Origin of the sequence: Paludisphaera soli (assembly GCF_011064595.1) — a bacterium.
GTDB lineage: Bacteria > Planctomycetota > Planctomycetia > Isosphaerales > Isosphaeraceae > Paludisphaera > Paludisphaera soli.
The window spans coordinates 78,130-102,890 of record NZ_JAALJI010000009.1; the positions used below are offsets into that span (position 1 = coordinate 78,130).

Sequence of the window (24,761 nt, forward strand, 5' to 3'; positions counted from 1 at the left end):
AGGTGCGGTGGCCGTCAACGCATGCCGCCGCCCATTCCGCCCATGACGCCGATTCCGCCCGTGCCGCGCGGCACCGCGACGCCGTCGAAATAGGCGCCGCCCGGGCCAACGATGACCTTTTCCGGGTACCGAGCCATCAGCTCCTTCTGGACTTCGAGCAGCTCCTGCTGGACGCCTTCGAGGGAGCTGATGATCAGGACGCCGTCCCGGATGCAGTAAGCCAGGCCGAGTTGCTTGAGCATCAGCCGGAGCGAGAACTTCAGCGGCACGTCCTCCAGGTCGATCGTCACCGAGGAGTCGAGCGCGGCGTCGGCGTCCCGGAGACCGACCGGGTCGACGTAGACCGGCAGCCTCTTGCCGTCGGCGATCTTCACGGACTGTTTAATCAAGTCGAGCATGTCGCGGAGCGTGGAGTCCTCATCCGACTTCAGGGTGAAGGGCAGGGCCAGGGCTTCTCCGAGCTGGGCGTCCGCGCTCGCTTGGTCGTACTTGGCGACCGAGGCCGCGAGCCCGGCGATGTTCTGGCGGATCTCCTCGGGGGAGGGGCCGGACATCCCGCCGCCCCCGCCACCGCCGAATCCGCCCGACTGGGACTGTTTCGCGGGCTTCGGCTCGTCTTCGGCTTCGGTCTTCGCCTCCTCCTCCGGTTCGGGCTTGGGCTGGTCGTCGACCATCTCGGCCTCTTCGGTCTGCGGGTCCGCGACCGGGGCGGCGGGGGCCTCGGCCGTAGGCCGATCGGCCCCGTCTTGCGGCGAGTAAGCGAGGCTCGCGCCGGCGGCGAGCAGGCCCGCCGATAAGGTCAACGCGGGGAGGGCCAACGTTTTGATCTGGGAGTAGAACATGGCCTGGAGGGCTCCTTCGGTGAGGGTGCGGACCGAGAGCGAGATCGCCGGGGTGGTCATCCAGGCGGCGGACGGGGATGCGGAGACGGCCAGGGCGTGACGGACGGCGTCGGCGGCGAGCGGGATCGGGACGGCGGCGCGAAGCTCGGTCGACGCCAGGGCCGTCGACAGCGCGCCGGCCGTGGCCGTCGCGCCGCGAGACTCCAGACGCCGACGAAGCAGGTCGCGGGCTCGCGAGAGCCGGCCCTTGACCGTGCCGACGGGGCATCGGAGCCGGGCCGCCGCCTCCTCGTGCGTCCTCCCCTCGAAGTAGCAGGCGACGACCGTCGAGCGGTAGCGATGCGGGAGCCGCCGTACCTCCTCGTGGAGCAGGACCCACTCCTCGCGATGCGCCATCGCGTCGACCGGATCGGGAGCCTCGGGACGACGCGGGTCGACGTCGAGACGGTCGCCCCCGTCGGTCACGAGCTTCTCGCCACGCCGGACGCCCGCGATCCGGGCGCGAGCCGCGACGCGGCAGGCCACGCCGAACAGCCAGTTCCCCAGCAGGTCCCGGCTCCGCAGGCCGCCGGCCTTGCGGGCGAGGACGAGGAAGACGGCCTGGAAGGCGTCGTCGACGTCGTTGGGGTCGCGGAGGAATCGCCGGCAGACGCCCAGGACCATCGGCCCGTGTCGTTCCACGATCGCCGCGAAGGCGGATTCGTCGCGACGCTGCACGAACCGATCCAGGAGCTGGGCGTCTGAACAACCGACCGCCGAGCCCTCGTCGAAGAGCCGCTCGAACGACCTGGCAAGCTCATCGCGCCGTGGACCCGTCAGCCGCGTCATGACCGTCCGCCCCCCTTCACCCCCAGGTTGACCGGACGTTTACTGCAGCTCCGGCACCCGTCGGTTACGCGACTTCGTCCCAAAAACTTCCCGGAGGAGGTCTCGAATCCCCGCCCGTCGCGAAAAATCAGGGCGCTCCCTGTCCCCGTTTCGCGGATCGTGCGTAAGATTACTGAAGTCGACCCTGAGTGCTTGCTTTGATGCAGGGCCTGGTGGCCCCGGGAGACGCTACTGCCGAACCTGGAGCAGCCGTCGGGTCCGATCGCGAAGGCGCGACCAGGGGGCTTCAAGTTCCTCGGGGGCCTCGGGAGGCCCGTCGGCGAGGGGTTCGGGACGACCTTGGAGATCGACGTGGACGAACTGCATGACGCCATCCATCCAGGGGGTGGACTTGCCGTTCAAGGGGGTCCCCCAGAGGGCCACGACGATCTGGGCGCTGCCGCGGTGGATCTGACGGCCCCGAATCTGGATCACGCGGCCGATGGGAACCGGGACGTAGCAGCGGAGGTCCAGTACCCTTTTCAAGACAAGGTTGGCGTCCAGGCCGGCGGCATGGTAAGCCGTGGAGTAGCCGGCCTCCAGAGCCAGCGAGAGCAGCGAGCCGGCGTAGAGCGTCCCGTGATGGTTGGCGTCGCGGGGCAGGACGAGTCGGTGCGTGAGCGTCTCGGCGTCGTGCGTGTGCGAAGGTGCCATACGCGTCCCATCCCCAGGTTCCGTCGCCGCGTCTCCGTCTCTGGACGTGGCCCGACCGCGATCACCGCCTTGAATCTAGCACGATCCCGGGCAAGTCGCAACCATTGACGGCTGGTGAGGAAACGTCGAGACAGAGGAGCTTCGACGAGACATGGCATGCTCGACTTCGAGACCGAAGACGGCGGATGAGGTGATCCAAGGGGGATCACGGGGGGGACATGGGGATGATAAGGTGGGAGTGAAGTTGCGCCGGTAGGAATCGAACCTACGACCTCCAGGTTATGAGCCTGGCGAGCTAGCCGCTGCTCCACGGCGCACTGGAATCCTAACCCATGGCACCCCGAGATGGAAGGGGCTACCGCCTGAAACCGAGAAACAACGGACACGCGGGACGCGGACCCTGGCGGGGAAGCCTCGAATTTGAGGAGCGCGGCGGCGGAGGACTCGCGGCCCGAGTGGGGACCGACCAAGACGTTCGCCAGGTTCAGCACACCGAGCCAAAAAGATAAGGGAGCCCGAAGGGGCTCGGACAGAAAGGCCTTCGAAGAAGGAAGGCCACCGTCAGGATTTCCGCCGCGATCGCCGGGGAGACGAACGCGGGAAGAGGAGGGGATGAGAGTGGGAGCGAAGTTGCGCCGGTAGGAATCGAACCTACGACCTCCAGGTTATGAGCCTGGCGAGCTAGCCGCTGCTCCACGGCGCACTGGAATCCTAACGGATAAGGTCCGCGGGCGGAAGGGGGCACCGTCGGCTTCCGACTCATTTCTGGGAAACGGCGGCGTTCCAATGCGAGAGCCCTCGATTCCGTAGAGAGGGGGGCGGGAAGGCGGCCGGGACCGCGGCGGGGGTGGGATGGGGCAAATGGGTTGGGGTCATGCCGGGATGATGCCGAAAGAGGGGGATGGCGGGGTCGGCCGAAGACGACCGCCCGGACGTGCGAACGATTGGCGGGGGCCATGGACGTGAAAGCTCGAATCCAGGCGTTTTTGGACCATCTGCGGGTGGAGCGGCAGTCCTCCGTGCATACTCTAAGGTCGTACGAAGACGACCTGGCCCTTTTCCTCCACTTCCTGGAGGAGACCTCGGGGCCGTCCGGGGACCCGGCCTCGATCGACGCCCGCCGGCTGCGGCGGTACTCGGCGTGGCTGACCGGTCGGGGCTACGCCGCCTCGACCGTAGCTCGACGGCTCGCCAGCCTCCGCTCGTTCTTCCGATTCCTCCGCCGCGGCGGCGAGGTCGACGCGGATCCGGCTGCGGCTCTCCGGAACCCCAAGCAGCCGAAACGCCTGCCGAAGCTCCTGAGGGTCGACGAGGTGGTCCGCCTCCTGGATTCCATCCCGGTGGGCGACGCGCTGGGGTGCCGGGACCGGGCGATGTTCGAGACGTTGTACGGGGGGGGCCTGCGAGTGAGCGAAGTCGTCGGCCTCGACCTGGGAGACCTGGACCTGGATGAGGAACTCGTGCGCGTCCGGGGCAAGGGGAAGCGGGAGCGCCTCTGCCCGATCGGGGGGATGGCGGTCCACTGGATCCGGCTCCACCTGCGTTCGCGGACGCCGAGGCACGCCGACGAGGCCGCCCTGTTCCTCAACCGGTACGGCGACCGGCTCACGGCCCGCAGCGTGGGAAGGCTCCTGGAGGACCACCTCGCCCGCGCGGGCGTCCGCGGCGACGCCAGCCCGCACACGCTCCGCCACAGCTTCGCGACGCACCTGCTGGACCGCGGGGCCGACCTCCGGAGCGTCCAGGAGCTGCTCGGCCATCGCAACCTGACGACGACTCAGATCTACACCCATGTGACCCAAGAACGCCTCCTGGAAGCCTACCAGGGGGCCCATCCGCGAGCCTGACCGCGGTCGGGGGCGGGCGAGTTCTCTTTGACGATGATGCAACCGTGACATAGACGTTCATTCAGAGAGACATGCGAGTCGAACGATCGTTCCGGCGTTGCAAACGAAAGACGCTGAACGATTTCCGGCTCGCCGATCCGTCCGGGGCGGATCGGCGGGGGCTCGTCATCCGTCCACCCGAGGCTCGCCGTCGTCGGCCGCGCCTCCGGCGGGAACACCGAGAGAAAGCGACCGAGATGTCCAAGAGTCGGATCCTCATCGTTTGCCCGGATTCCAGCGGGCTGGCGCTGCTGACTTCGATGCTGAAGTCGCTGGGCCACGTCATCGAAGAAGCGCCGAACGACCGCGCGGCGGTCCGGCTGCTGGAACGCGACCCGGTCGACCTCGTGCTCGCGAGCGTCGACCCGGGGGACGCGGACTGCCTGGAGCTGCTGACCTACGTCCGCCGCAAGCACGGCGGCACGCCCGTCGTCCTGATGTTCCCCCGGCTCCATCTGGAGCGGGCGAAAGAGGCGATGAAGCAGGGGGCGGCGGCCGTCCTCCGCTATCCTGCGCCGGCCGCCGAGCTTCGGGCGGCCGTCCTGCAGGCCCTGGAGCAGGCGGCCGACCGCCGCCCGTCGCCCCCGCCCCCGCCCCCGCCCCCGGCCTCGCCCTCGCCGTTCGCGACCGTCGGGGCGGGCGATTCGACCTTCGCGGTCCGGCCGTACTTCGTCGGATCCCCGACGGTGCCCGCCTCTCCGGACGGATCGGCCGCCCCGAGCCCGAGGGGTGATGCGACGGCGACCGCGACCGCGGCGGCGACCGTGCCGGCTGCGAGCGGCGACCCAGACCTCGAACCGGCGGACCCGGCCCGCGGTCAGGATCTGGTCGGGGCCGACCCGTGCCTCCGCCAGATCATGACGATGGCCGCCGCGCTCGCCTCCGCCCCGGCGACCGTCCTGATCGAGGGCGAGCCCGGCACCGGCAAGTCGGAACTCGCCCGGCGGCTCCACCAGGGCTTCGGCCAGGGCGACCGCCCGTTCGTCGCGATCCACGCCGCCGAGCTGATCGAGCCTCCGGCGACCGAGGACCAGGACGGCCCGGCCTCCCCCCAGCGCAATCTCGGCCTGGAATGGGCGAACAAGCTGTCGCGGGCGGCGGGGGGGACGCTCTTCATCGAGGAGGTCGGCGCCCTCGACCCGCAGCTCCAGCTCCAGCTCCTCCGGGAGATCCAGCTCCAGGACATGGAGGCCGCCTCGGGCCGGTCGGGGGGCTACAAGCGGGCGATGGCGAGGCTCGTGCTGTCGACGAGCGAGAACCTGGGGGCGCTGGTGGAGCAGGGGAGGTTCCGCCAGGACCTCTTCCATCGGATCAGCTCCATCCGCCTGACCGTGCCGCCGCTCCGCCATCGCGGACAGGACGTCGAGCTGCTGGCCGAGCACTTCCGCTCGCGGTTTGCCCGCCAGTTCGACCGAAACGTGGTCGGCTTCACGCGGGACGCGCTGGAGGTCCTCCAGCGTCACGACTGGCCGGGGAACGTCCGCGAGCTTCAGGGAGTCGTCCAGCGGGCCGTCGTGCTCTGCCACGGGCCCCGGATCACCGCGACCCACCTCGGGCCGATCCTCAATCCCCATCGCGGGGCCCGGGGCTCCCGGACGAACTCGGGGCGTCCCCACCTGCCCATGGGCATCCGGCCCCTCAAGGAGGCCCTGGAGGAGCCCGAGAAGCAGATCATCATCCAGGCCCTCCAGGCCCTCAACTGGAACCGCCAGGAGACCGCCCGGATGCTCGACATCAACCGCACGACGCTCTACAAGAAGATGAAGAAGTACGGGTTGCTGGTCGACGAGCCGATGTGGGTCGACTGAGCTTGCTCGGTCGACCCACAAGCCTCCCCCCCTCAAGACTTCCGCCTCGCAGCACACCGCCCTCCAGCCCGCCCGCCGTCGCGTCGATCGCCCGGCTTCAGGCCTCGAACTGCTTGAGGTCCAGGTCGGGGAGCATCGCCCCCGTCTCCAGGAAGTTGTTGCAGAGCTCGAAGCAGCGCCTCATGTCGTGGCGAAGGTGGCCCATCGGCGCGGTTTCGAGGTAGTGGTGGAGATACGGACGATAGGCCGGGTGCGCGCAGTGGTCGATGATCGCGCGGGCCCGGGCCATCGGGGCGAGCCCTCGGAGGTCCGCCAGGCCCTGCTCGGTCACGATCACCTGGACCGAGTGCTCGCTGTGGTCGACGTGGGTGCACATCGGCACGATGGTCGAGACCCGCCCCCCCTTGGCGACCGAGGGGCACATGAAGATCGAGAGATAGGCGTTGCGCTCGAAGTCGCCGCTCCCCCCCAGGCCGTTCATGATCTGGGTGCCGAAGAAGTGCGACGAGTTGACGTGGCCGTAGACGTCGACCTCGATCGCCGTGTTGGTGGCGATCACCCCCAGCCGCCGTGCGACCTCGGGGTTGTTGGAGATCTCCTGCGGCCGGAGCACGATCTTGTCGGCGAACTCGTCGAAATGGTCGTACAGGAACCGGAGCTTCTCATCCGACAGGCTGAGGGAGCAGGTGCTCGCCCCCAGGACCGACCCCCGGCCGATCAGGTCGACCACCGTGTCCTGGAGGACCTCGGTGTAGATCTTGAACCGGGGGAAGTCCGGATTGGACGAGAACGAGGCCATCACGGCGTTGCAGACGTTGCCGACGCCGCTCTGCAAGGGCAGGAAGCCCGGCGGGATGCGGCCCGCGGCCATCTCGTCCAGGAGGAACCGGCAGACGTGCTCGCCGATCGCCGCGCTCGTCGCGTCCGGCGCGGCGAAGGGCCGGCCGCCGTCGGGCAGGTCGCTGGCGACCACGCCGACGATCTTCCGCGGGTCGACCGCGGCGTAGGTCGTGCCGATCCGGTCGAGCGGGTCCTGGATGGGGATCGGGTCGCGGTGCGGGGGGCGGGGGAGCGTGTAGATGTCGGCCAGCTCGGCGATCCGGGCCGGGTGGAACGTGTTCTTCTCGATGATGACCCGTTCGGCCTGCTCCAGGAACGTGGGCGCGTTGCCGATGCCCGTCGTCAGCAGGACGCGGCCGTCCACGGTGACATCGGCGGCCTCGACGATCGCGAAGTCCATCTTGCCGAGGAACCCGCCCGAGGTCATCTGGGCGACGTGCGAGAGGTGCATGTCGATGAAATCGATCCGGCCCGAGTTCGCCAGCTTGCGCAGCGGCCCCGAGGTCATGTAGGGCGCCCGCCAGCTGATCGCGCCGGCCTCGGCCAGGGCGTCGTCGCAAAGCGCGCCGGTCGACGCGCCGGTGAGGAGCCGGATCTGGAATTCCTCGCCCTTCTCGTGCAGGGCCCGGGCCCGCTTCGCCAGCGCGGCGGGGACCACCTTGGGCGAGCCGGCGGGCGTGAAGCCGCTGGTCCCCACCATCGCGCCGTGCGGGATCAGCTCGGCCGCCTCCTCGGCGGTGAGGGTCGGAAATGGACTTCCCATCGGTAGGACTCGAACTTTCTTGGGTCGATGAGGCCCTGGCGCATCCCCCACGTCGGCGGTCGGGGGACCCCTGCGGGAAGGCGGGGCGGTGATCGACGGCTTGCGCCCGGGGCTCCGGGCGGCGCGTCGATCGGGGAGTCATCGGTGGAAATGGAGGGCGCGGTCGCCGGTCCCCCGGGGGACCCTCCAGGCCTTCCATTGTCCCCGATCGCCGGGGCGGTGCAAGGACCCGGCGCCGGAAACGACGACGGCGGCCGGCCCGGGTGGGGCGGCCGCCGTCGGAGTTCGAGATCCATCAGCCGATCGGGCCGGTCAGCTCTTGATGATGTCGCGGACGGTGCCGCCGGCGGGGATCATCGGCAGGACGTGCTCCTGGTAGGGGACCAGGACGTCCAGAACGTACGGGCCCTTGTGGGCGATCATCTCCTTGAGGGCGTCCACCAGCTCGGCCTTCTTGCGGACCTGGCGGGCCGCGACGCCGAAGCCCCTGGAGACGGCCACGAAGTCGGGATAGGTGACCGCCGGAAGCTCGCCGCCCCCCTGGCCGACGGCCTCGGGGTGGTCGACGGGGCCGAGGTAGGTGTGGGCCCGGTTCCCCTGGTGAAAGCGGTCCTCCCACTGGACGACCATCCCCAGGTGCTGGTTGTTCAGCACGATGATCTTGACCGGCAGGTTCTCGCAGAAGACCGTCGCCAGCTCCTGGATGTTCATCACGAAGCTGCCGTCGCCGTCGATGTCGACGACGAGCGCGTCCGGGAACGCCGCCTGCGCGCCCATCGCGGCGGGGAGGCCGTAGCCCATCGAGCCCAGCCCGCCCGAGGTGATCCAGGTCCGGAGCTTGTTGAACTTCGTCCACTGCGCGGCCCACATCTGATGCTGGCCGACGCCCGTCGTCATGATGAACTCCCCGCCCGTGAGCTTGGAGAACTCGTCGAGGACGTACTGGGGCAGGATGGCGTCGTCGCGCTGGTCGAACGTCATCGGGTCGGACGCCCGCCACTCGTCGACCTGCTTGTGCCAGGCGCGGTAGTCGCCGGTGGTCGCCTGCGGGGTGATCTCCGTCAGGAACGACTTCACGTCGGAGTGGATCGGGATGTGGGCGAACTTGTTCTTGTTGATCTCCGAGGCGTCGATGTCGACGTGGACGATCCGGCCGTGCTTGGCGAACTCGCTGAGCTTGCCGGTCACGCGGTCGTCGAACCGGACGCCCAGCGCCAGCAGCAGGTCGGCGTGGTTGACCGCCATATTGGCGTAGACGGTGCCGTGCATGCCGAGCATGCCGAGCGACAGGTAGTGGTCGCTGGGCATGGCGCCCAGGCCGTGGACGGTCATCGCCACCGGGATGCCGGTCTTGGCGGCGAAGTCGCGGAGCATCTCGCCCGCGTTCGAGGCCAGCACGCCGCCGCCGCAGTAGATGATCGGCCGCTCGCTGGCCTTGAGGGCCTCGAGCACCTCGCGGATCTTCTCCGGCGTCGGCGCGGGGGGGAGGCTGTAGCCGGGGAGGTCCATCTCCACGTCGTAGTCGGGGTTCGACACGATCGTGTTCTGGACGTCCTTGGGCATGTCGATCAGGACCGGGCCCGGCCGGCCGGTGGTGGCCAGGTAGAAGGCCTCCTTCACCACGCGGGCCACGTCGCGGGCGTCCTGCACCAGGTAGGCGTGCTTGGTGATCGCGCGGCAGACCTCGACGGTCGGCGTCTCCTGGAAGGCGTCGGTGCCGATGACGTGGGTCGGCACCTGGCCGGTGATGGCCACCAGGGGGATGGAGTCCATCTTGGCGTCGGCTAGGCCGGTCACCAGGTTCAGGGCGCCTGGGCCCGACGTCGCCATGACGATGCCCGGCTTGCCGCTGGCCCGCGCGTACCCCTCGGCCGCGAAGACGCCCCCCTGCTCGTGGCGGGGGAGGATCGTGCGGATCCGGTCGCGGTAGCGGGTGAGGGCCTGGTGCATCGGCATGCTCGCCCCGCCCGGGTACGCGAACACTACGTCGACGCCGTGCCTCGCCAGCGATTCGACCAGGACGTCCGCCCCGGTCGTCGGCCTTGTAGCGGTCGGAACCTTCATCTTGTCTGTGGCGGCCACGTGCAGTCCTCGTGTCGTTCGCCGATGCCTTCAAGATTCCGCGTCCGAAAACGCGGGACGCGCGACCGGGGCCGGCGATCCGCCCCGGAAACGCATCATTCTAAGCGATCGCCTCGCGGGCCGACAACCCGACCCGCGTCGAGAACCCGGGCTGCCGCCCTGCGAGGCGACGCTCTAGAGCCTTCGGACCCTCGCGAGGTTCGCGCCCCGGCGCTGGCCCAGGGCCCCCGCCATCCCTAGCATATCGCGAGCCGCCCGCCCGGGATTCGCATGCCGAGTGGTCGACGTTGTGATATTCATGGGTGTCGTGTTGACGAATTCATTCGGATAAGGCTTGCGAGCGGGTGGAGCTATTGTTTAACTATAAATTTGAAGCCATTTCAAATACCTTGACCCGGCCCCCGTCAATCGCCGGTAACGATGAACGAGTGGCGCTAGTTCGGGGATATTCGCCCCCGGTGGGGCGGGCCTCAACGGAAGGTAGGCGGGCGTGCCGCCCCTGACGCCGGCCGGAACCAGGTCGGTCAAGGAGTCCGACAGGCGATCAGCCCGTCCGTACGACCACGATCGTCGGCGGGATCGGTACGGAGAGCCCCATAGAGGAGGCGGAGCAAAGCCGGGCCGGCCGCCTCCGGAGGGCATCCGCGATCGGGATTTTCTCGATTCGAGCCCGAAGTGAGGGCGAGTTCTCGCGCGATCGGTCTCGCCCCAAGGTCAGTCGTCCGACGAGGTCCCCGCCCAGCCGATCGGCTCCTTGAGCGATCGCAGGAAGTGGGTCCCCTTTCCCTTGGCCTTCAGCTCGGCGATCTTGGCTTCGGCCTCGGCCTTCTGCGGGAAGTCGAACTTGGCGACGGTCCGGCCGCCGATGTCGCATACCGCCCAGACGATCTTCATCCGGGGCGCGGCCGAGGGTTTCGGCTTGAGCCCCGAGGAGTCCGAACGGGGCCGCGACCGCGAGCCGGAGTCCCGCCCCAGCGGGATCCCCCGCGCTTCGGCGGCCTCCGCCGCCGCCCTCAGGTCCCGCCGATTCAGTGGCCTTCCCATCCCGCCCCCCTCCCTTTCCCCGATCCGTCATGTCTCGCGTCACGAATTTATCATAGATCCCGGTCAAATCGACCCTCGGATCCCCCGAGGATCCACGCCGAACCCGGCGACCCGTCGGGCGGCCCCGGCCGCGCCCCTCGTCGCGACCGAGTCGGAGGAACCCGCCCCAGAAGCCAGCTCGCGGAAACGGAAGGATCGTGAACGCATGCAGGCTGGGCGTCCGGGAAACATCGGATGTCTTCCAGGAACGTGTTTCATCCTCTTGCGCGATGTGATCGATGAGCCATGAATCATTCGTTTCGATCGCTTGCACGTCGATCATCTCGCATAGCTGATATTCACAGAAGCCATGAAGTCGCGTTTCTTGATGGACTCCGAATTTCTAAGGAGTGTGGCCTTGATGTTGCGATTTGACGCTGTATTAATGAAGGTTACGGACTTGTCCCCTTCATCAAAACGACGTCCGTGCCCTGTCGTGCTCGAATCCCTTCTCCTTCCCTCTCTCGGGAGATCCAGCGGATGGCTGTCGGTCTATCACGTAAGCGCGTCGGTTTCACCCTGATCGAACTCCTGGTGGTCATCGCCATCATCGCCGTGCTCATCGCCCTCTTGCTCCCCGCCGTGCAGTCGGCCCGCGAGGCCGCCCGCCGCGCCCAGTGCATCAACAACCTGAAGCAGCTCGGCCTCGGCCTCCACAACTACGTCTCGCAGCAGAACAGCTTCCCGCCGCTTTGCGGCAACATGTGGGAGACCGGGCCCGCCTCGCCCGCCATGGGCAACTGGCCGCTGGGCTGGGCCGCATCGTTGCTGCCGAACATGGAGCAGCAGCAGATCGCCAACGCGGCGAACTACTCGTTCGGCGCGGACCAGCCGGCCAACTTCCAGACGATCTGCCGGGCCCGCGTGGCGACGTTCATCTGCCCGTCGGAGAGCCTCGCCCAGGGGCCGTGGCTCGCGTCGTCGTGGATGAACTACGCCGGCAACATCGGCGGCCCGGCCTCCATGGCGAGCTGGAGCGGGATCATCATTCCGATGAGGGAGGAGCCCGGCCGGACGCGGGTCGGCACGAACTACCCGAACAACCTCGGCACCGTTGGCATCCAGAGCGTCACCGATGGCACGTCGAACACCGTGGCCTTCAGCGAGCGGCTGGTCGGCGTGGCGAGCGGCGACTTTACTATCAGCTCGGCCAACGCGAAGCGGGTCGTCTTCGCCGTGCCGAGCGCCGGCGTCACGGCGGACACGGGCGGGGTCGTCCAGGCCCAGGCGTTCGTGGCCGCCTGCCGCTCCTTGCCCGGCACCACCTCCACGGCCGGGACGACGAACAACGGCTGGATCGGCGGCGCGGTTTGGGCGGGCTCGCACGCCAACACGCTCCGGTTCAACACTTACTCCCACGTGAACTCGCCCAACGGCATCTCCTGCATGGCCGAGAACTACCCGCCGGGCCAGGCCATCGACGCCATGTCGCCCAGCAGCAACCACTCGGGTGGCGTCAACGCCGGCATGGCGGACGGCTCCGTTCGGTTCATCAAGGACAGCATCTCGCTCCCGACATGGTGGGCGCTCGGCACCCGAGCCGGCGGCGAGGTCATCAGCGCCGACTCGCTCTGATCGGCCACTTGCGGGCCGGGCGTCGCCGACGTCCGGCCTTTCCCTCTCCTGACGAAGATTGCGAAGAGGATCGTCCCATGTCTTTCGTGCGAATCGCGTCGGTCGGCCTGATCCTGGCGGCGTTCTCCGCCCTCCCCGGCTGCGGTGAAGGCGGTAGCGGGGGATCGGCCCCGGTGGTGGACGAGACCCGCCCGGACGCCGGCCTCGAAGCTTCGAAGAAGCTCCAGCAGATGCAGCCTCCCCCGCCGCCGGGCAAGAAGGCCCGCTGAGCGGGATCACCCCCTCGGTGTGGTGAGAATTCCTCAGGGACGCCCGGCCTCCTCGCCTCTCGCGAGGAGGCCGGGCGTCTTCGTTTTTGGCGCATGAATTGCTCTGCAGGACGGGACGAAGTCGCCCCCCTTGAGAGACGAATCATGCGCTACCATGTCCTCGCCGCCGATTATGATGGGACGCTGGCCACCGACGGCCGCGTCGACCCGCCGACGATCGACGCCCTGCGTCGGCTGAAGGAGTCGGGCCGGAAGCTCGTCATGGTCACCGGGAGGGAGCTGGACCAACTCCTGGAGATCCTGCCGGAGATCGACCTCTTCGATCGCGTCGTGGCCGAGAACGGGGCTCTGCTCTACCGGCCGAGGGAGAAGGAGGAGGAGACGCTGGCGGAGGGACCGCCGGCGGAGTTCGTCGAGCGGCTGAAGGCGCGGGGCGTCGGGCCGATCTCGGTCGGCCGGGTGATCGTGGCCACCTGGGAGCCGCACGAGTCGACGGTCCTGGACGTGGTGCGGGAGATGGGCCTGGAGCTGCAGGTCATCTTCAACAAGGGGGCCGTCATGATCCTCCCCTCGGGCGTCAACAAGGCGACCGGGCTGGAGGCGGCACTCCTCGACCTGGGGCTCTCGGCCCACAACGTGGTGGCGATCGGCGACGCCGAGAACGACCACGCCTTCCTGGCGTCGAGCGAGTGCGGCGTGGCGGTCTCCAACGCCCTCCCGACTTTGAAGGAGCGGGCCGACTGGACCACCGCCGGCGACCACGGCCGGGGCGTCGTGCAGCTGATCGAGGGGCTGATCGCGGACGACCTGGCCTCCCTCGAACCGAAGCTGACGCGCCACGATCTCTTGCTGGGCGAGGACGAGGAGGGGCGTGAGGTCCGGATTCCGTCCTACGGCCGCAACGTGCTGGTCGCTGGGACGTCGGGGGGCGGCAAGTCCACGCTGACGACCGGCCTGCTGGAGCGGCTCAGCGAGTCCCGCCATCAGTTCGTCATCATCGATCCCGAAGGGGACTATGACGAGCTGGAGCTGACCATGAAGCTCGGCGACCCCAAGAACGCGCCGACGGTCGACGAGGTGGAGGAGCTGCTGGCGAGGCCCGAGAAGGAGGACGTGTCGGTCAACATGCTCGGCATCGACCTGAGGGACCGCCCGGCCTTCTCGGACCAGCTCATCCCGAGGCTCCAGGACCTTCGAGCCCATACCGGGAGGCCCCACTGGATCGTGGTGGACGAGGTCCACCACCTGATGCCCGCGAGCTGGCAGCCCGCGCCGCTGGTGATCCCCAAGGACCTCCACGGGGTGCTCTACATCACCGTCGAGCCGGACAGCATCGCCCCGGCCTTGCTGGAGGCGGTCGACGTGCTCCTGGCTGTGGGGGGCGAGCCGGAGAAGACGATCCGCCGCTTCTGCGAGGCCACCGGGCGTGCCGAGCCGAAGGGCCTGAAGCCGGTCGAGCTGGAGCGGGGCGAGACCCTCGCCTGGTTCGTCGGCGAAGATCGCCCGCCGGTGAAGGTGAAGACCACCGCGCCCAAGTCCCAGCGCCGGCGGCACAGCCGCAAGTACGCCGAGGGGAATCTCGGGCCCGATCGCAGCTTCTACTTCAAGGGTCCCGAGGGGAAGCTCAACCTCCGCGCCCAGAACCTGGTGGCGTTCCTCCAACTGGCCGAAGGGCTCGACGACGCCACCTGGGATCACCACCTCCAGCAGGGGGACTACGCCCTCTGGTTCCGGGAAGGGATCAAGGACGACGAGCTGGCCGAGGCCGCCGAGCAGGTGGCGGCCTCGGGCCTGGCGGCCGACGAGAGCCGGGCGAAGATCAAGGAAGCCGTCGAGGAACGCTACACCCTCCCCGCCGAGCGCGTCACGTCGGCCTGACCGCCGGGCGCGCCCGAGGGGAGGAGAGGGGGGCTCAGGCCGTCGCCGTGTCGAGGCGGCGGCGGGTCCGCAGGCGGTTCCGGAGCGCCAGCGCCGAGACGACGAGGCCGCCGATCGCCGACAGGGCGAGGCTCCCCGGCTCGGGGACCGCGGCGTTGAAGCGATACTCGAAGACGCCCGAGTCGCCGAACGTGCCGCTCAGGTCACGCAGCCGGAACGACGCGACGTAGTCGCCGGGGGCCGCCGCGGCGAAGATCGGGGCGAAGTCGAGCGAGGCGACGCCCAGCCCGAGCGCCAGGGTCGAACCGGCCCCGAACAGCGAATGGCCCGAGGCGTCCAGGATCGACAACCCGGCCGTCGCCCCCACCAGCTCGATCACCAGGTCGGCCTGCGCGATCGAGCCGTTCCAGCGACCGCCCGACGAGTTCAACAGGATCGTCTCCTCGGCGTCCGCCGGGAAACCCATGAGGGCGTCCACCGAGCCGAACCGGATGTCCGAGCCCTCGACGTCCGGCGTCTGGCCGGAGACGAGCATCCCGGCGAAGACGCCCGAGCCCGGGGTGAGGGCGAACGGCGGAGCGGAACCCTCCGGAAGGTAGTTCGACGGGCTGATCCGCACCTCGGTGTCGACGCCGACGTTCGGCCCGGTGTAGACGAAGATCCCCTTCGAGTGGTAGTGGTCACCGTGGTTGTAGAGCAGGGTGAGCCGTCCGGCGTTCGGGTTGGCGAGCCCGGCGTAAGTCCCCGATGCGATCGTCGCCAGCGAATCGACGCCGATGTAATAGTTGACCATGTCGGCACGTGTGGAGGACGCGGCCCCGAGCAGGGCCAGGGCGCAGACGATCGAGGAAGTCTTCACGGGACACTCCAATCGGGAAACGAACGGACCGTGGCCGAGGCGCGGCCGGGACCGATGCTGGTCCAGAAAGCGGCCGCGCAGGCCGGCTGATTGGTTCCCCCGGACACCGCGCGGAGCGATGCGGCGGGGCGTCTTCGCCCGCCGTCGCCGGGGTGGGGCGACGGACGCGAGGACGTCCAATCCAGAGAAACGAGGGGACGAGGGGGGCGGGGCCGTGGGGCGGCCGCGACCTCGACGACGTGGGGATCAGCCCCGACGCGGAGGGCCTCTCGACGAGGCGACGAATTCCACGGGACCGTCGGCCTGATGAGGACCGAGTTGGAGCGGAGCCGGGGCGGCCGGTGAGTCCTGGGCCATCGTCGGCGGTTCGAGGACGACCTGAGCCTGACCGAAGAACCGGCAGGCTGCGCAGGAGTCGTCCTCGCCCGGCTCATCGAGCCGGCGGTCGGGGTCGTCGAGACCCGTCTCGTCGGCGTGGGCCGTGATCGTCAGGGCGTGAAAGCCGCGATCCCCCAGCGACAGGAGGCCGAAGAGGCAGGCCAGGGTCCAGAGGATGATTCGCTGGCTTGACGGTCGCATCGTTCTCGGGCCGGCCTGGGTCTCGGGTGCTCGTCGCGTTGACGTCTACCTGAGAACTGCCCGCGGCGCCGGAGAAGTTCCCTCGTCATCCCGCACGGCCCGGAGAGGTCGGCCCCGAAACGAGAACGTCCACCCCGGGCGCGGAGCCCGGGGTGGACGCGGGAGTCTGTTCGATCGAACGGCCCGGCCGAGGTGATCAGGGCTGGGCGTTCGGGGCGGGGGGCGGGGTCACCGACTGGAGCGCGTCGTCGACGGCGGAGGCCGGCGAGGGCGGCGGAGGAGGCGTGGACGAGGGGGCTGCCGTCTCTTCGGCCGGGGCGGGCTTGGGCTCGTCGCTCGGGGCCGGGGCGGGGGCCGGAGCGGCCGGAGCCGGGGTCGCCGGGGCTTCGCTGGCAGGGGCCGCCTGCATCGAGGGGGCCGCGTACATCGACTTCGAGGGCGCGCCGATCACCTGGGCCGAGGCCCAGGGGGTCTCGTAGATCGGCATCGAGCTGCCGAAGACGGCCGGCTCGTAGGCCGAGGAGTAGCAAGACGAGTAGCAGGAGGAATAGCAAGACGAGTAGCAGCTCGTCTCGACGTACTTCCGGTGGTGCTTCTTGAACAGCCCGCCGTGGAACAGGTTCTTCAGGAAGCAGCCCTTCCGCTGGCTGTAGCAGCTGGGGAAGGCGTCGGAGTAGCAGCTCTCGCTGTAGCACCCGCCGATGTAGTCGGCCGAGGAGTAGCAGCCGCTGTAGTAGGTCGGCTCGACCGAGGAGTAGCAGCTGCTGTAGCAGGCGTCGGAGACGCTGCTGTAGCACGACGGGACGTAAGCCACGTCCGCGTGCTTGTAGTGACAGCCCAGGCCGCTGAGGGCCATCAGCATCACAACCGTCCCATGCATGTCGTTGCTCCCGTTGCGGATTCGTGTGAGCGAGCCGTCGCCGTTTGGAGGTCGTGCGCGTCCGTCTCGCAGCCTGTGGGTCAATGTGATCGGCATTCTCTGTCCAGGCAGCCCAAATTCTAATACCCGTTCGCCGGTCGTTCAACCAAAACTTGGGTGATTAGGAAGACCTGGTCGTCTGGATAAAGAGTTCCTGTCGTCTTTCGGGGTTGGATGAGTCCGACGGCGGTCTTCGGCCGGGGGATCGACCCGCGGGGTTGCCTCGGGCCGATAGGTTATGATGGACCTTTGCGAGTCGCGCGCCGCGCCGCATCGCAACGAGGCTACGGCGAAAGGGGGATCGCGTGGGGAGGAAGCCGGGAGTTCGCAGGACGTCGGAGCCCGCCGGGGCGTCGCCGTCGGTCGTCGAGGAGGTCGCGTCGGCCCCGGCCGCCCCGACCGAGGAGCCTGGGCCTGCCTGGCCGGCGTGGGCGCGTCGGGCGGCGACCGTGGCCATCGCCGTGCACATCGCGGCGGTGGCGGGGGGGGCCCTGGGGGTGCCGCCGTCGTCGCTCCTGCAGCGTCGGTTCGCCGACCTGTTCACCTGGCATCACGGCCTGTTCGACCAGGGCTACGCCTATCGGTACTACGCGGAGCCGCCGCCGACCCCGGTCGTGGTGGCGACCCTCCGCCGGGCCGACGGCTCCGACGAGGTCGTCCGCATCCCCGAGCGCGAGGTCGCCGGGCCGCCGATGCGCCGCCAGCGCCAGCTCGCCCTGGCCAACGCCCTCTTCGCCAGCACCCGCTCCGGGCACGAGGGCCACGATCACGGCGACGACGACGGCGGCGACGAGGAGCCCCCCTGGCTGGCCCGCTCGTACGCGAAATACCTGGGCCGGGCCCACCCCGGCACGTCGAGCGTCACGCTCAAGGTCCAGCAGCACCTGATCCCGGGGCCCGACCGGGTCCTGGAGATGAAGGAGGAGACCGGCGGCCGGTTCGACCTCTTCGACAAGTCGCTCTTCACCTCGCCCCGATGGATCGGAGACTTCCCGTGCGACGGTTCCTGATCGACGCGGCCGCGTACCTCTCCGGCCTGGCCTCGGGCTTCGCCCGGGGGTGGTCGCGGTTCTTCTTCCGCCCGGCCGACCCGACCCCGCTCGGCCTGATCCGGGTCGCCGTGGGCCTGCTCGGCTTCTGGAGCCTCTTCGTCCTGGGCCTGGACCTGCACGCCTACCTGGGCTCGCAGGGCTGGGCCGAGGCCGAGGCGTCGTATCAGTCGTTGCCTCCCTATGCCTGGTCGTTCTGGTTCTTCGTCCCCGACTCCCTCCTGCGCGCGGCGTGGCTCGCCTGCCTGGGGGTCTTCGCCCTGCTGGCGCTCGGGCTGTTCAGCCGGACGACGGCGGTGCTGGCCTGGGTGATCGTGGTCTCGACCGTCCGGCGGGCGCCGGTGGCGGTCTTCGGCTTCGACCAGATCCTCTCGACCCTGGCGCTCTACCTGGCGGCGACCGGGGCGAGCGGCCAGGCGGTCTCCCTCGACCGCTTCCTGAGGCGTTATCGCGAGGCGAGGCTGCGGGCGGCCGTGGTCCGTCCCCAGGGGGCCCGCGTCGTCGCGCCGGCCGAGCCGGGCAAGCCCCGGCCGACGACCTCGGCGAACCTCGGCCTGCGGCTGATCCAGCTCCACCTGGCGTTCATCTACGGCATGGCGGGCCTGGCGAAGCTGCAAGGCCCCTCCTGGTGGAATGGCATGGCACTCTGGGGCACGATGGCGGCCGGCGAGTTCGTCGCCTTCGACTTCACCCCGCTGGCGGCCTGGCCGGTCGTCCTGAACGCGATGACCCACGGCAGCCTGGCGCTGGAGATCGCCTATCCGGTCCTGATCTGGTTCGCCGCGACCCGGCCGCTGATGATCGCCGGGGCGGTCCTGCTCCATCTGGGGATCGCGGTGGTGAGCCCCGGGCTGACCGAGTTCGGCCTGGCGATGGTCGCGGCGAACCTGGCGTTCGCCTCGGGGACCTGGCTCCGCAGCCTGGCGGCCGGCCGCGAGGACGAGCAGCCTGCGCTCCGGGTCCTCTTCGACGGGGCCTGCCCCCGCTGCCGGGCCTCGATGGCGCTGGTCACGGCGGCCGACCCCGACCGCGTGATCGAGCCGATCGACCTGACGGCCGTGGACGTGGCCTCGATCCATCCTTCGCTCAGGCCTGAGGATTGCATGAGGTCCATGCACGTCGTCTCCCGGTCGGGGAGGGTGTCGGCGGGGTTCGACGCCGTGGTGCGGGTCGCGTCCTGGCTGCCGCTCTTCCGGCCGCTGGCCCTGATCGGGGGCTTGCCGGGGGTCGCGTCGCTGGGTCGGATCGTTTATGATCGGATTGCGTCCTCGCGGCCGCGCGACGCGGCCTGCACGGACGACGTCTGCGGGATCCACCCCCCGGCTTCCTCGTCTGATTCGGCCCCCCTCTCTCCCGATCGCGCCTCTCCGCCGTCCGGGGGCCTTGTCCGGGACCTTTCGCAAAAACGCTGAGAGAGCGCCATGAACCAGCAGAACCGATACACGGCCACGTCGGGGTCCGACGCCAAGCCCTCTGCGGATCGCGAGGCGGGGAAGCGCCTCTTCGTCCACGAGCCGGGCTGGCGGATCAGCATCAAGCGCGGCAGCGACCGCGTCTTCTGCCACATGATGGCCCCGGGGCAGGACTACTATCACCGCCTGATGGACGGCGAGCTCTACCTCCACCAGGACTCCGAGCGTATCTGCCTGAGCTGCGCCTCCCGTCGCGGCATCATCTCGTATGAGGCCCGTCGCCTCCCCGACGAGGGCCCCAAGTTCCTGATGGATTCCGGCGACCTGCCCGTCTTCGTCATCGACGAGAAGAAGTAAGTCCCCCCGCCTCTCCCGAGCCGCGACGCCGCGACTCCTTTCCCCCTCGCCCTTCTCCGGGCGCAGGACGTCGCTCGCCGGCCTGAAATCCGACCCACAAGTCCGAAACCCTTCGGCGGCCGAATACGGCCCCGACGGTTCGCCCTGCGCGCCCGTGGCGGGTGGTTGTGGCGGGCCCGCCTTTCGGACCAGAATAGGCCCCATTCCGAAGCCCAGGGACGACTGCGGGAGTTCGAGACGATGCTGCATGCGCAAACGACCGGCCGAAGGATGTTCCCCCTGGCGCTGGCCCTGATCCTGGTTTCGGCCCCGGTCGGCGGGCTCCGCGCCGAGGATCCCGCCGAGGCGAGGCCGCCGCTCCCGCCTGTTTCCGAGCGGGCCCGGGCCGTCCACGCCGCCGGGATGCTGTTCGACGGCCACAACGACTTCCCCTGGCTGATGCGGACCCAGAACGACCTGGGGATGACGAAGTCCGACTTCGCCCAGCACGTCGACGGCCAGACCGACGTCCCCCGGCTCCGCGAGGGGGGGCTCAAGGCCCAGTTCTGGTCGGTCTACATCCCCAGCGAGCAGCCCCATCCGACCAAGACCGTCGTCGAGCAGATCGACTTCGTGAACCGGCTGGTCGAGAAGTATCCCGACGACCTGCAACTGGCCCTCACCGCCGACGACGTGGAGAAGGCGGTCAAGGCCGGCAAGATCGCCAGCCTGATCGGCATCGAGGGGGGCGTGGCGATCGACGACAGCTTCGCCGAGCTTCGGGCCTTCTACAAGCTGGGGGCCCGCTACATGACCATGACCCACAACAAGACCCTGGCCTGGGCCGACGCCGCCACCGGCGAACGCCAGCACGGCGGCCTCAGCGAGTTCGGCGAGCGCGTCGTCGCCGAGATGAACCGCCTGGGGATGCTCGTCGACATCTCCCACGTCTCGGCCGAGACGATGGAGGACGTCCTCCGCGTGAGCAAGGCCCCGGTCATCGCCAGCCACTCCAGCGCCTTCGCCCTCTGCCCGGTCCCCCGGAACGTACCCGACCCGATCCTGGCAGGGCTCAAGACCAACGGCGGGGTGGTGATGGTTAACTTCTACTCCGCGTTCCTCGTCCCCGACGCCAACAAGAACGCCCGCGCCGCCAAGGACGCCATCCGCAAGGCCCACCCCGACGACAAGGCCGCGCGCGATAAGGCGATCGCCGAGTGGTACGAGAACGAGCCTGGGACGATCCGCGGCACCGTGGCGACGGTCGTCGACCACATCGACCATATCGTGAAGGTCGCGGGAATCGACCACGTCGGCATCGGCTCCGACTTCGACGGGATCGACAGCTGGCCCGTCGGCCTCGACGACGTCTCCGCCTACCCCCGCATCACCGAGGAACTCCTCCGTCGCGGCTACTCCGAGCCCGACGTCCACAAGATCCTCGGCGGCAACGCCCTTCGCGCCCTCCGCGAAGCCGAGACCGTGGCCAAACAGCTTCAGGCGACCACCGCCCCCCAGGTCGACGACATCAAGCACGTCCGCAAGAACGACGACGACTGAGACTGGCTTCGATTGGGTTCGTTCGCGCCGACGTGGGGATGAGCCCGGTCGACTCATGTTCTTTTCCAGGAATGACTTAAAACTGGCTTGCAGCCGTCAAGAATTGGCTTCGTTCGGCGCGCTTCGCCACGCGGTCTCGGGCGGATCGCCCCCTCCGGCCTGCTGATCGATGGCTCCCGTCGACGCGACCGCGGCGAACTCAGCAGGCCCGCCGGCGACCCCGGCCGGGCTCATCGGGGTCGGCTTCGATTGGGTTCGTTCGCGCGCCGCGATTTTCACCGTAAGTGGATTCCTGATTGGAGTTTAACGACTCAAAGAAATTGGCTTCGTTCGCGCGCTTTCCCTTGGTTTTCGGTGGACGACGCGGTGTCAAGGCGTCCCGCGAAGCCTCGGTGGAGGGAATTCGGGAGTTTCCGCTTCCCGCTGCATGAGTCGCCTCCCCTCGAACGCCGCGGCTCGATTGTCGCGCCCGTTCGGCGCGCGACGGCCCTTGATTGGACGATGGCCCTCGATCCGGGATCGCTGACGCAAAATCTCGCAAATCGTCCACGCATCCCGAATCCCGGCGGGTCGATGTGGGGCGATTCGCGGGGAGCGACGATCCGAGGTGCCGCACGAACCGGCGGCGAGGCCTCGGTGTCGGGTGCATGCCCGAAGGGCGAACGCCGCCGCCTCGCCCCGACCTACCTCAGTTCGTGCCTTCCGCCCTGGGGGAGTCTCCCGCGATGCCCATGTTCGTCCATCTGGCCCCGGAGTCGCGGGCGTCCCGGATCCGTCGCCGCGGCATCGGCCGCCTGAGGAGGCCCGACGACGGACACTCCGGCGGCCTCTTCGCGATGCCGATCACCAGCGACTTCTTCGTCACCCACCAATGGCTTCGCGAGCTGAGACGACGCGGCCGAGGGGCGATCGTCGGGATCGACTTCCGCATCGCCGACGACGAGCCGGTCTGGGTTGGTCGCTACGCGCACGAGCATCGGCAGGTGACCGCAGCCGTCGCCGCGGCGATGTTCGCCGAGCCGGAGCCTCGTCTGGGCTGGGAGGTCGTCATCCCTCGGCGCGTCGCGGCGAGCGAGATCCACCGGATCCGCGCCCTGCCGCAGGTGGTCGGATGGCGTTATTTCCCGACCGCCAAGGGGCGGCGGCCCTTTTGCACCTGCAAGTTCTGCACGCGAGGCGAGTACGGAGCGGCCCGGCTGCGCGAGCGGCTCGGCACCCCGGACTCCTGACGTCGAGACCGCGATCGATCGAGGTGGGAAGTTCAGGGCAAGCAGCCGGAGTGCGGAGTCGCCGAAGAAGATGCAGTACGATCCGGATCGTTTGTTGGAGATCATCCGAGAGGGCGCGGAGATTCATCAAGAGTTGGACGATCGGTCCTACGTCGACTTCGTCCGGGGCTGCGGCGAAGAAGGGCTTCGAACGATCACCGAAATCCTGAAGGCCCAGGTCGACGAGACGGACGAGTCGATCGCATGCTATAGCGCCAACTTGATCATCCGATCCCAATTGCCGGGCCGCGTGGGCGTCATCCTGGAAACCCTACGCCTGCCCTTCCGGAACCCGGGGGTGAGGGACGAGGTTCTGGAGACGATCTTCGACGAAATCGTGGGCGACCCGGAATTCCTGAGGGACGCGGAAGTCGTTTCGGAGGCCCGACGCGTCGAGGCCGGCTATCCATGGGTCAGGGAGCAGATCGGGCGATTCCTGAGGAATGCTACGGACATGGACGCCTAGGGATTCGCAGTGAGAGCGGGTGCGGCCAACCGGCGGTCGGGACGATCGCTCGGACGTGGGTGAAGCCGAGGCGGCGTCGGCTCGATTCCGAGTCGTCGATCGGCCATCAACTCTCGGCTTGACCTGCCTCCAGAGAGTCGACGATTTGTCGCGGCGCGACCTCTAAGCAGGGTATGGACCCGCGATCCGTCTCCCGCGGGAACGGCTCGCCGGGATGTGACGGGCTGGCCTTGGTCGAGCCGCCCCGCGGTCAGAGCGTCTTGAGGTACTCGATCAGGTCGTCGCGGTCGGCGTCGCTCAGCTTGTCGCCGAAGGTGTGGCCGCCGTTGCCCAGGCCGTAGCGGGAGGCGTCGAAGAGGCGGCGGGGTTCCTTGACCTCGGCGCCGGCGGGGACCTGGGCCTTCCAGCCGACGTCGCGCCGGTCGTAGTGCTCGAAGTCGGTCGATGGCGGGCGGAGGTAGCGGGCCGGGCGGCGGGGGGAGTCGAGCAGGGCGCGGAGGGTCGGGACGGAGCCGTTGTGGAGGTACGGGGCGCTGGCCCAGATCCCGACGAGGGGAGGGGCCTGGTAGCCGCGCTCGGAGTCGACGTCGACCGGGTGCTTGGCGGCGAACCAGGTCGCGTTGTAGTGCTCGACGAAGCGGTCGGAAAGCCCCTCGATCCGCGCGGGGTCGGTCTTCACCACGTCGAGAGGGACGACCTCGCCGGGGTAGTCGACCGTCTCGCCGTAAGTCCCGTGGCAGCCGGCGCACGACTTCTCGAACACGGCCCGGCCGCGAGCGGCGGATTCCGCCTCGATCGGGAAGGGGTACTTCGGGGCCTCGATGCTCTGGATATAAGCGTGGATGTCGGCGAACGTCGGCTCCAGCTCCTCGAACTCGGCCGCCGTCTTCTCGGCGAGCAGGAACTGCATGATCGAGCGCGACGAGTCGGCCGGGGTGCGGCCGTCGTAGTACATCTTCGTCTTGTACTTGAGGACCCACCACGGCGGGGCGTCCAGCTCCGGCAGGTTGGAGCCCATCGCCAGGGGGAACGTCCGCGACGAGAGGTCGGTGTTCCGCAGGCTCATCAGGACCACCGACATCATCCCCGCGTTGGTCGTCCCCCTCGCGCTGTTCAGGACGAACGGCATCAGCGGCGTGCGGCGGCCGTCGGCGCGGAAGAGGTCGAGGAAGAAGCCGGTGTAGTCGATCTGCGTGTTCGGCAGGCCGACGTAGCTCGTTCCGCCGATCGACCCGCCGTGGCAGGCCAGGCAGTCGACCTGCATCCCCCGGGTCTTGCCGTCGGCCTTGACCGACCGCTTCAGCCCCATCGGCAGGCCGTCGTTCGGGAACGGGGCGGGGTGGAACCCGTACCGCTTGGCGAAGGCCCGCGCGTAGCCTTCCGGGTCCTTCTCCGGATCCGGCGCGGGCTCGTCCCAAAATCGTGCGACCCCCTTGTAAGCCTCGTCGGCCCACTCGGCCTTGAGGAAGCTCCGGCCCAGGAGCGCCTCGCGACCGCGCTCGACGGCCGCCGGATCGGGAGCGGAGGGTGCGTCGGCCAGGGCCCGTTTCGCGAAGGCCGCCCCGACGATCAGGGACGCGAGGACGACCAGGCCGGGGCGGAGTCGGTTGGTTGCTGTTCGCATGGGTCCGGATCGAGGGGTGTGCATCGGGGCTCGTCACCGGGGGATTCTATACCCGGCCCCCGCGCCGGCCAAGTCGCGGCGAGCGATCGGCCTCAATGTGCGGGAGATCCTGCACATTTTCCTGGACGTCGGATCCCATGTG

The 24,761-nt window shown here is 69.0% G+C and carries 21 protein-coding genes and 2 tRNA genes; 11 read left to right on the top strand and 12 right to left on the bottom strand.

From position 1 onward, the window contains the following. Positions 1-14 precede the first annotated feature (14 nt). The 4 genes from G6O68_RS13760 to G6O68_RS13775 form a co-directional block, all read right to left on the bottom strand. Positions 15-1,670 carry an RNA polymerase sigma factor gene (locus G6O68_RS13760; protein WP_165248683.1) on the bottom strand — a complete coding sequence of 552 codons (1,656 nt, stop codon included), beginning with the start codon at positions 1,668-1,670 and terminating at the stop codon, positions 15-17. Between the two features lie 228 nt (positions 1,671-1,898). Next, positions 1,899-2,363: an acyl-CoA thioesterase gene (locus G6O68_RS13765; RefSeq protein ID WP_165248685.1), complete on the bottom strand. Its 465-nt coding sequence runs from the start codon at positions 2,361-2,363 to the stop codon at positions 1,899-1,901. A 244-nt stretch (positions 2,364-2,607) separates the two neighbouring features. Then, positions 2,608-2,680: transfer RNA gene (locus G6O68_RS13770), tRNA-Met, on the bottom strand. Between the two features lie 313 nt (positions 2,681-2,993). Further along, positions 2,994-3,066 (bottom strand) — tRNA-Met (locus G6O68_RS13775). Between the two features lie 253 nt (positions 3,067-3,319). On the opposite strand from G6O68_RS13775, the gene xerC reads away from it, so the two are divergent. Then, positions 3,320-4,210 carry a tyrosine recombinase XerC gene (xerC, locus tag G6O68_RS13780; RefSeq protein ID WP_165248687.1) on the top strand — a complete coding sequence of 297 codons (891 nt, stop codon included), beginning with the start codon at positions 3,320-3,322 and terminating at the stop codon, positions 4,208-4,210. A 236-nt stretch (positions 4,211-4,446) separates the two neighbouring features. Beyond that, on the top strand, positions 4,447-6,057 hold the full coding sequence (locus tag G6O68_RS13785; RefSeq protein ID WP_165248689.1) for a sigma-54-dependent transcriptional regulator: 1,611 nt from the start codon (positions 4,447-4,449) through the stop codon (positions 6,055-6,057). A gap of 97 nt (positions 6,058-6,154) precedes the next feature. Here the strand turns inward: G6O68_RS13785 and G6O68_RS13790 are convergent, their stop codons facing one another. The 3 genes from G6O68_RS13790 to G6O68_RS13800 all read right to left on the bottom strand — a co-directional run bounded on the left by G6O68_RS13790 (position 6,155) and on the right by G6O68_RS13800 (position 10,786). Further along, positions 6,155-7,660: a succinate CoA transferase gene (locus tag G6O68_RS13790; RefSeq protein ID WP_165248691.1), complete on the bottom strand. Its 1,506-nt coding sequence runs from the start codon at positions 7,658-7,660 to the stop codon at positions 6,155-6,157. Positions 7,661-7,972: 312 nt separating this feature from the next. Next, positions 7,973-9,724 carry a biosynthetic-type acetolactate synthase large subunit gene (gene ilvB / locus G6O68_RS13795; RefSeq protein ID WP_165248911.1) on the bottom strand — a complete coding sequence of 584 codons (1,752 nt, stop codon included), beginning with the start codon at positions 9,722-9,724 and terminating at the stop codon, positions 7,973-7,975. A gap of 732 nt (positions 9,725-10,456) precedes the next feature. Next, entirely contained in the window at positions 10,457-10,786 is a 330-nt protein-coding gene (locus G6O68_RS13800) for a hypothetical protein (protein WP_165248693.1), read from the bottom strand. Between the two features lie 519 nt (positions 10,787-11,305). Here G6O68_RS13800 and G6O68_RS13805 point away from each other — a divergent pair. The 3 genes from G6O68_RS13805 to G6O68_RS13815 all read left to right on the top strand — a co-directional run bounded on the left by G6O68_RS13805 (position 11,306) and on the right by G6O68_RS13815 (position 14,547). Further along, the gene (locus G6O68_RS13805; protein ID WP_165248695.1) at positions 11,306-12,400 is read left to right on the top strand and encodes a DUF1559 domain-containing protein; all 1,095 of its coding nucleotides are present in this window, start codon (positions 11,306-11,308) and stop codon (positions 12,398-12,400) included. Positions 12,401-12,477: 77 nt separating this feature from the next. After that, entirely contained in the window at positions 12,478-12,669 is a 192-nt protein-coding gene (locus G6O68_RS13810) for a hypothetical protein (protein ID WP_165248697.1), read from the top strand. Between the two features lie 144 nt (positions 12,670-12,813). Beyond that, the gene (locus G6O68_RS13815) at positions 12,814-14,547 is read left to right on the top strand and encodes an HAD-IIB family hydrolase (protein WP_165248699.1); all 1,734 of its coding nucleotides are present in this window, start codon (positions 12,814-12,816) and stop codon (positions 14,545-14,547) included. 34 nt (positions 14,548-14,581) lie between these two features. Here the strand turns inward: G6O68_RS13815 and G6O68_RS13820 are convergent, their stop codons facing one another. The 3 genes from G6O68_RS13820 to G6O68_RS13830 form a co-directional block, all read right to left on the bottom strand. After that, entirely contained in the window at positions 14,582-15,406 is an 825-nt protein-coding gene (locus G6O68_RS13820) for an all3515 family Zur-repressed PEP-CTERM protein (protein ID WP_165248701.1), read from the bottom strand. Between the two features lie 246 nt (positions 15,407-15,652). Further along, positions 15,653-15,985, bottom strand: a complete 333-nt coding sequence (locus G6O68_RS13825; RefSeq protein ID WP_165248703.1) for a hypothetical protein — start codon at positions 15,983-15,985, stop codon at positions 15,653-15,655. A 196-nt stretch (positions 15,986-16,181) separates the two neighbouring features. Beyond that, entirely contained in the window at positions 16,182-16,865 is a 684-nt protein-coding gene (locus tag G6O68_RS13830; RefSeq protein ID WP_165248705.1) for a hypothetical protein, read from the bottom strand. A 344-nt stretch (positions 16,866-17,209) separates the two neighbouring features. On the opposite strand from G6O68_RS13830, the gene G6O68_RS13835 reads away from it, so the two are divergent. The 4 genes from G6O68_RS13835 to G6O68_RS13850 all read left to right on the top strand — a co-directional run bounded on the left by G6O68_RS13835 (position 17,210) and on the right by G6O68_RS13850 (position 21,261). Continuing rightward, positions 17,210-17,914, top strand: a complete 705-nt coding sequence (locus G6O68_RS13835; protein WP_165248707.1) for a hypothetical protein — start codon at positions 17,210-17,212, stop codon at positions 17,912-17,914. Further along, positions 17,899-19,365, top strand: coding sequence for a DCC1-like thiol-disulfide oxidoreductase family protein (locus tag G6O68_RS13840; RefSeq protein ID WP_240911172.1), 1,467 nt, complete (start codon positions 17,899-17,901; stop codon positions 19,363-19,365). The genes G6O68_RS13835 and G6O68_RS13840 overlap by 16 nt, the downstream gene beginning before the upstream one ends. 9 nt (positions 19,366-19,374) lie before the next feature. Continuing rightward, a complete protein-coding gene (locus G6O68_RS13845; RefSeq protein ID WP_165248711.1) occupies positions 19,375-19,722 on the top strand; it encodes a hypothetical protein in 348 nt (115 codons plus the stop codon). A 240-nt stretch (positions 19,723-19,962) separates the two neighbouring features. Then, a complete protein-coding gene (locus G6O68_RS13850; protein ID WP_240911173.1) occupies positions 19,963-21,261 on the top strand; it encodes a dipeptidase in 1,299 nt (432 codons plus the stop codon). A 96-nt stretch (positions 21,262-21,357) separates the two neighbouring features. Here the strand turns inward: G6O68_RS13850 and G6O68_RS13855 are convergent, their stop codons facing one another. Continuing rightward, the gene (locus G6O68_RS13855; RefSeq protein ID WP_165248713.1) at positions 21,358-21,540 is read right to left on the bottom strand and encodes a hypothetical protein; all 183 of its coding nucleotides are present in this window, start codon (positions 21,538-21,540) and stop codon (positions 21,358-21,360) included. A 446-nt stretch (positions 21,541-21,986) separates the two neighbouring features. Between G6O68_RS13855 and G6O68_RS13860 the strand changes: the two genes are divergently transcribed. Both G6O68_RS13860 and G6O68_RS13865 read left to right on the top strand, forming a co-directional pair. Further along, positions 21,987-22,490 carry a hypothetical protein gene (locus G6O68_RS13860; protein WP_165248715.1) on the top strand — a complete coding sequence of 168 codons (504 nt, stop codon included), beginning with the start codon at positions 21,987-21,989 and terminating at the stop codon, positions 22,488-22,490. Between the two features lie 70 nt (positions 22,491-22,560). Next, positions 22,561-22,995, top strand: a complete 435-nt coding sequence (locus tag G6O68_RS13865; protein ID WP_165248716.1) for a hypothetical protein — start codon at positions 22,561-22,563, stop codon at positions 22,993-22,995. 250 nt (positions 22,996-23,245) lie between these two features. Here the strand turns inward: G6O68_RS13865 and G6O68_RS13870 are convergent, their stop codons facing one another. After that, positions 23,246-24,619 (bottom strand): c-type cytochrome, encoded by a 1,374-nt coding sequence (locus G6O68_RS13870; RefSeq protein WP_165248718.1) that lies wholly within the window; start codon positions 24,617-24,619, stop codon positions 23,246-23,248. Positions 24,620-24,761 lie beyond the last annotated feature (142 nt).

Excerpts from the sequence above, each read along its gene's own strand:
- G6O68_RS13760 (WP_165248683.1), bottom strand. The coding sequence starts at position 1,670 with ATGACGCGGCTGACGGGTCCACGGCGCGATGAGCTTGCCAGGTCGTTC.
- G6O68_RS13765 (WP_165248685.1), bottom strand. The coding sequence starts at position 2,363 with ATGGCACCTTCGCACACGCACGACGCCGAGACGCTCACGCACCGACTC.
- xerC (WP_165248687.1), top strand. The coding sequence starts at position 3,320 with ATGGACGTGAAAGCTCGAATCCAGGCGTTTTTGGACCATCTGCGGGTG.
- G6O68_RS13785 (WP_165248689.1), top strand. The coding sequence starts at position 4,447 with ATGTCCAAGAGTCGGATCCTCATCGTTTGCCCGGATTCCAGCGGGCTG.
- G6O68_RS13790 (WP_165248691.1), bottom strand. The coding sequence starts at position 7,660 with ATGGGAAGTCCATTTCCGACCCTCACCGCCGAGGAGGCGGCCGAGCTG.
- ilvB (WP_165248911.1), bottom strand. The coding sequence starts at position 9,724 with ATGAAGGTTCCGACCGCTACAAGGCCGACGACCGGGGCGGACGTCCTG.
- G6O68_RS13800 (WP_165248693.1), bottom strand. The coding sequence starts at position 10,786 with ATGGGAAGGCCACTGAATCGGCGGGACCTGAGGGCGGCGGCGGAGGCC.
- G6O68_RS13805 (WP_165248695.1), top strand. The coding sequence starts at position 11,306 with ATGGCTGTCGGTCTATCACGTAAGCGCGTCGGTTTCACCCTGATCGAA.
- G6O68_RS13810 (WP_165248697.1), top strand. The coding sequence starts at position 12,478 with ATGTCTTTCGTGCGAATCGCGTCGGTCGGCCTGATCCTGGCGGCGTTC.
- G6O68_RS13815 (WP_165248699.1), top strand. The coding sequence starts at position 12,814 with ATGCGCTACCATGTCCTCGCCGCCGATTATGATGGGACGCTGGCCACC.
- G6O68_RS13825 (WP_165248703.1), bottom strand. The coding sequence starts at position 15,985 with ATGCGACCGTCAAGCCAGCGAATCATCCTCTGGACCCTGGCCTGCCTC.
- G6O68_RS13830 (WP_165248705.1), bottom strand. The coding sequence starts at position 16,865 with ATGCATGGGACGGTTGTGATGCTGATGGCCCTCAGCGGCCTGGGCTGT.
- G6O68_RS13845 (WP_165248711.1), top strand. The coding sequence starts at position 19,375 with ATGAACCAGCAGAACCGATACACGGCCACGTCGGGGTCCGACGCCAAG.
- G6O68_RS13850 (WP_240911173.1), top strand. The coding sequence starts at position 19,963 with ATGCTGCATGCGCAAACGACCGGCCGAAGGATGTTCCCCCTGGCGCTG.
- G6O68_RS13860 (WP_165248715.1), top strand. The coding sequence starts at position 21,987 with ATGCCCATGTTCGTCCATCTGGCCCCGGAGTCGCGGGCGTCCCGGATC.
- G6O68_RS13865 (WP_165248716.1), top strand. The coding sequence starts at position 22,561 with ATGCAGTACGATCCGGATCGTTTGTTGGAGATCATCCGAGAGGGCGCG.
- G6O68_RS13870 (WP_165248718.1), bottom strand. The coding sequence starts at position 24,619 with ATGCGAACAGCAACCAACCGACTCCGCCCCGGCCTGGTCGTCCTCGCG.